The following is a 5,046-nucleotide window of genomic DNA, read 5'->3' on the forward strand; positions in this document are numbered from 1 at the left end:
ATATTCAGGCCGCATAATAGCGAAAGACGCAGAGCGGAACGCGAACCGATCTACACCACTCCACGGGGCATTATCTCCGGCAATGATGGCACGGCTTCTGTGACGCATCCGAATGGGGGTGGCGGGAAATCGGTGGGCACCCGAACCCGTGGCGGACGAAGAGATAATGATCACGCCGACCCCCGGGCCGCCGGGAACACCGGCGCCGACAGAGCCCACCGCGATAAGCCGCTTCCCAACGCGCACCGTGGCCGTGACACCGGGCCCTTCCCGGAGCCGGCGAAAATGTCGCTGCAATACGCTGGTCCATCGACGCCGAGGACCGGAATAAGTCGGACCGCGCACAGCATCCGAATACATCGCCGCACTACCGGGAATGGAACCCGATCATAGCCTCCTGGTCATTCGCACGCCAGTGGCGCGGCACCACCCTGGAGGTGGAAACGCGCACAGGCACGACAGGCGGCCGGCCGGGATCGAAAGGAGCTGAAGTCAGCCCGGACAATGGGCTCCCACGCGACGGGCGCATTCGTGGCGGCTTTCCCGCCGCGACGCGGACGGGCGCCGTTCTCCCGCAACGGACAGTCCCCGCCGGTCCGGGGGCCGACCGGCGCCGCCGCCCGCCCGCTGCCACTCGTCAGGCCGCGACGCGGCGGTACTCCGCCACGATGGGCGCAAGCTCGGCCGGCGTCGCGCCATGCATAATGACACCGTCGCAGCCGAGGTCGAACTGGTTTTGGATGGCCTTGACGCACTGCTGCGGGCTGCCCGTTGCCGCCGCCGCGAGCCACTCCTCGGGGATCAGCGTGGCGACATGCTCGAGCTGCTCCGTGGTCCCGATGATGTCCAGGCCACGTACCCCGGACACGATCGGGTCCGCCAGGATCCGCTTGAGGACCTCGGTGTCCCAGCCGTTCGTGCGCGCCAGCAGCTCGCCGTAGCCCTGCAGGTAGGTGGCGAGCCGGCCAACCAGCTTCATCAGCCGCCGGTCCGCCGGCACGTGGTCGCCGACGGTGGCGAAGCACGACCAGACCTTCACCGACGCAGGGTCGCGTCCGGCCTGCTCGGCGGCCTCCTTCACCGTCCGCACGGCCCGCGCGGTGGTCTCGTCGGTGAAGAACGTATGCAGGATGACCTCGTCGAAACAGCGACCGGCGAGTTTCAGGGTCTGCGGGCCGAACGCCACGAGATTCATGGGCAGGTGCTCGTCGAGGGAGGTGTCGAGGCGCAGCACCGGCCAGGAACCGGCGGGACCGTCATGGCCGACGATGACCTCGCCGCGGAACAGCCGGCGCATGATGCCGGCGAAGTCCTCCAGCTGCGCGGTGGTGATCCGCGGAATTCCGTGGGCGTCCTGTAGCATCGCCACGCCCCGGCCGAGGCCGAGAACGAAGCGACCGCCGGTGAGGCTCTGCATCGTCCGGGCGAAGCCCGCCGTGACCAGCGGATGGCGGGTGTTGTGGTTCGTCGCCCCCGTCTGGATGGTGATCCGCTCGCTCACGGCCCCCGCCGCTCCGGACAGAGTGGCCGCTTCCTTCTTGTTGTAGCGCTCGGAGATGAAGACCGACCCGAGACCAAGCGCGTCACCCAGGGTGACCTCTTGGACGAGATCGCGGGATGAGGCCGGCTGGCCGGCGAGGGTGTAGAAGCCGAGATTCTCCAGCACGGAATCTGATGCCGCCACGACTGCACTCCTAGATCAACGAACCTGGTGACGCTGTCACCGTCATCCTCTCCGTCCCGGTCCGCAGGCGCCCGTCTTGTTCTGTCCCAGGTACCGACTGCGTCGGCACCGACGGGACCGGCTCGCTCGCCATGGTCCCGCGGGTGTCGCCCAGCAGTGGACCGCCGCACCGGGCGGCGCCGTCCTTGCCGGCGATCAGGTTCGCCGCCATGTATGAGATGTCGTTCGAACCTGCTGTCGTCCCGGCCGCTGTCCTCGGTGATCTGCCCGGTGGCTGTCTCCACGCGCACCGGTCGTCCGGGAACTCCGGCCGCCAGCGGGCAAACGACCAGACGTGACGGCGCCGTCCGCCGCCAACGCCCCCTTCCTCTCGCCTCGCCTCCCTGCCCCGACCGCGCGGTCCATCGCAGCGGACCATCGACGGATTCAAGGATGATGGTCCATCAACCGATCGCAGTGGCCTTTCACTGCGGCCCGACCGGCCGGCGTTCGGTGGGCTCAGCGATAGCAGAGCGCGTGATCCATGACTCGCGCGACCACGCCGACCGATGATCGCCACGAGGCGACTGGCCGAACGAACGCGACACGGATCGCGAAAAGGCCGACACCCACTGCCCCTCAGTTTTTCAACCCGCGCGGGACAAGCAGGACTTCCTTGATGTCCGGCTGCACGGGAATCCGCGCCGCATCGCCGGACCCGCGCATTGTTCCGATCCCGACGGTGTGTCCAGACGGAGGATTCGTCGACGCGCACCCGGTCTGGACCGGGTGGCGAGATAATCCGTTCCGAGGTCGATGCGAACATCTTCCCCGGCGCGCCACGGGCGCACCCGGGAGGATCCCTGACGCGGCGCGGGAGACCGGAGGCGTCCGGGTCCGGCCCCGTGGCCGCGGATGCGTCGAAACCAGCCCCATCGCCCGCTGCCGGCACCGGAACGCTTCGGAGAGAACATATCCGGACTCGATCGGTTCGATCCCGGTACCCGTCCACGACGCGGCCCGGGGCCGGCCCGGCAGGGGACCATCGGTGGAGGTGGAGCACGGACCCCCGGCTGCGTCGGACCTGTCGGCACTCCGGTCTCGAGCCAATCGAGTAGGGTTGCCAACGGACCGGGGAGGGTAGCCGCGGATGAACGATGCGGTCAGATCATCATGAGACCTGAAGGTCAGTGGGACGAGTTTCGCCAGTCACAGCGCGAACTCATCGCGGACGCCGTTATCAGAGCGGCCTCACAGGCGCCCGGTGTTCCTATCGATGTGACACTCGTGGCGTCCACCGCCGGCATGAGCAGAAAGACTTTCTACAAATACTTCGACTCCTTGGGTGACGCCGTCTTATTCACTCAGACCGCCGTATTGAGATTATTATAGAGCCGGCGGAGAGAAGACCCGACCGGAAACTCGCTCGACCAGGTCATCGCTCAACTCAGAGAGCTGGCACGAATGCCACCGGAACATGTCCGGGTGGTCAATATGGTCGACTTCTCCCTGCGTCCGCTCGGGGTCGATCCGGACGAACGGAAGGGTTTCGTCCCGGAATTCGTCCTCGGTGGGTACCTACTGGGTGGTGATCTCACTGCGCTGATGCCTCCGCCGGACCGGGCCGCAGGTTGCAGGTCGCGAACTACCCGGCGACCGGTGACCGACGATCAGCCGGCCGCCTGGTGGGCGCGAGCGCAGGTGCTGTCCGGCCTTGGCCTGACTCAGGGCCCCGCCTCCGACCACGGACGAACCGTTCGCGTTGGCGCCTTGTGGACGCCGGCCGAAGCGGTGGGGAACACGGCCGCTTTCGCGGCCTGCGAGGCCATCACCCCCATCGATGCCTTCACCGAAGGAGCATTCATATGACAGCCTTAGTTCGTATTCCCGAACTTCCCGACCTTCCGCACGGCCTCGGCCGTCATGTCCAGCACGATCCCAGGTCGCTGCCTTATGCCCACGGGGTCCTGCCGGTGTCGGCGATTCAGACCGTGGACTGGAGGAGGCGGATTCCGATCCTTGACCAGGGAAAGCTTGGCTCCTGCACCGGGAACGCCGCGACTGGGCTCCTCGGCACCGACGGTGCGGGGCGAACCGGATCGATCTCGGTGACCATCACCGCCCCCGCAGCCGCGGCGAGCCAGAACGTGTTTGCCGCCCGCACCTACGACCTGGACGAGGACTTCGCTCTGCTGCTGTACGAGCTGGCGACCCGCCTCGACGCCTTCGCCGGCCAGTACCCGCCCACGGACACCGGCTCATCCGGGCTGGGTGTGGTGAAGGCCTTGCAGGTGCTCGGCCTGGCCAGCACCTACACCCATGCGTTCAGCGTTGCTGCGCTGAACTCGGCCCTGCAGGCCGGCCCGGTGATCGTGGGGACGGTGTGGCTCGAATCGATGTTCGAGACCGACGCGGAGGGGCTGATCAATGTTGATCGCTCGACCGCGGTGGCAGGTGGCCACGAGTACGAGATCACCGGATTCGATGTCAGCACCGGCCGGTACAAGCTGCCGCAGTCGTGGGGCAGCCGCTACGGAGTTCAGGGATGGGCGTCCCTGGCCGCGGCCGACCTGGCGTGGCTTCTGCGCCACCAGGGCGATGTGACGGTGCCCGCTCTCGTCCTCGCGTCGACCGCGGCGCGGCCGGATGCGGCCGACCGAGCGCTCGCGGCGGCCTACGAGAACTGGGCCACGGCCCACCGCGTTCCCGCGGCCCACCGCGTTCCGACGGCCCACCGCGTTCCCGCGGCCCACCGCGTTCCCGCGGCCCCCGGCGTTCTCACGACCCCCGGCATTTGATCTCCATGCCTGCCTGCCGGGGACGGTGTCATGGTCGGTGCGAGACCGACACGGTCGGTGGCGTCGAGGAGCGAGCATGGGATCGGAGAACGGCAGCCCGATTGCCGCCGGCGGCGCGGATCTCCTCTACTGTGCCGTCGGCGGCGCAACGGCCTGCTCCCTGCGCGACCTCGTCGGTGCCCAGGTCGTTGATGACGACGGACGCGCCCTCGGCGGCCAGCGCGGGCGCTCAGCCCTTCCCGGCGATGACGGTGTGCGTCTGGCCGTTGATGGCAGCGAGTGCTTCGAGCTGCTCGAGGTAGTGGTCCAGCGAGTGGTGGACGAGCCTGGCCGAGGCGATGGTGGCTCCGGCGGCGGCGAGCGCGGCGAGTTCCTCGCGCACCGCGTCCGGCTCCTTGCCCGGGTCGAGGAGATGTTCCGGGCCGAGCGCGATCTCGAAGCCCGAGGGGATTTCCTCCCGCCGGATCCACTCGCTCGCCTGGGCCGGGGTGACACCGAACGGGCACCAGGATAATGCCCCGTGGAGTGGTGTAGATCGGTTCGCGTTCCGCTCTGCGTCTTTCGCTATTATGCGGCCTGAATATC

The 5,046-nt window shown here is 68.0% G+C and carries 3 protein-coding genes and 1 pseudogene; 2 read left to right on the top strand and 2 right to left on the bottom strand.

From position 1 onward, the window contains the following. Nucleotides 1–637: 637 nt before the first annotated feature. The gene (locus tag MXD58_RS19660) at nucleotides 638–1,684 is read right to left on the bottom strand and encodes a TIGR03857 family LLM class F420-dependent oxidoreductase (protein WP_248841452.1); all 1,047 of its coding nucleotides are present in this window, start codon (nucleotides 1,682–1,684) and stop codon (nucleotides 638–640) included. A gap of 1,473 nt (nucleotides 1,685–3,157) precedes the next feature. Between MXD58_RS19660 and MXD58_RS19665 the strand changes: the two genes are divergently transcribed. Together MXD58_RS19665 and MXD58_RS19670 are read left to right on the top strand one after the other, a co-directional pair. After that, the gene (locus tag MXD58_RS19665) at nucleotides 3,158–3,532 is read left to right on the top strand and encodes a hypothetical protein (protein WP_250609698.1); all 375 of its coding nucleotides are present in this window, start codon (nucleotides 3,158–3,160) and stop codon (nucleotides 3,530–3,532) included. Beyond that, on the top strand, nucleotides 3,529–4,461 hold the full coding sequence (locus MXD58_RS19670) for a hypothetical protein (RefSeq protein ID WP_250609699.1): 933 nt from the start codon (nucleotides 3,529–3,531) through the stop codon (nucleotides 4,459–4,461). The genes MXD58_RS19665 and MXD58_RS19670 overlap by 4 nt, the downstream gene beginning before the upstream one ends. A gap of 229 nt (nucleotides 4,462–4,690) precedes the next feature. Here the strand turns inward: MXD58_RS19670 and MXD58_RS19675 are convergent. Next, nucleotides 4,691–5,046: pseudogene (locus MXD58_RS19675) on the bottom strand (hypothetical protein); the annotation flags it as partial.

The organism is Frankia sp. AgKG'84/4 (assembly GCF_023242965.2).
In the GTDB taxonomy this organism is placed as follows: Bacteria; Actinomycetota; Actinomycetes; order Frankiales; family Frankiaceae; genus Frankia.

Excerpts from the sequence above, each read along its gene's own strand:
- MXD58_RS19665 (WP_250609698.1), top strand. The coding sequence starts at position 3,158 with ATGGTCGACTTCTCCCTGCGTCCGCTCGGGGTCGATCCGGACGAACGG.
- MXD58_RS19670 (WP_250609699.1), top strand. The coding sequence starts at position 3,529 with ATGACAGCCTTAGTTCGTATTCCCGAACTTCCCGACCTTCCGCACGGC.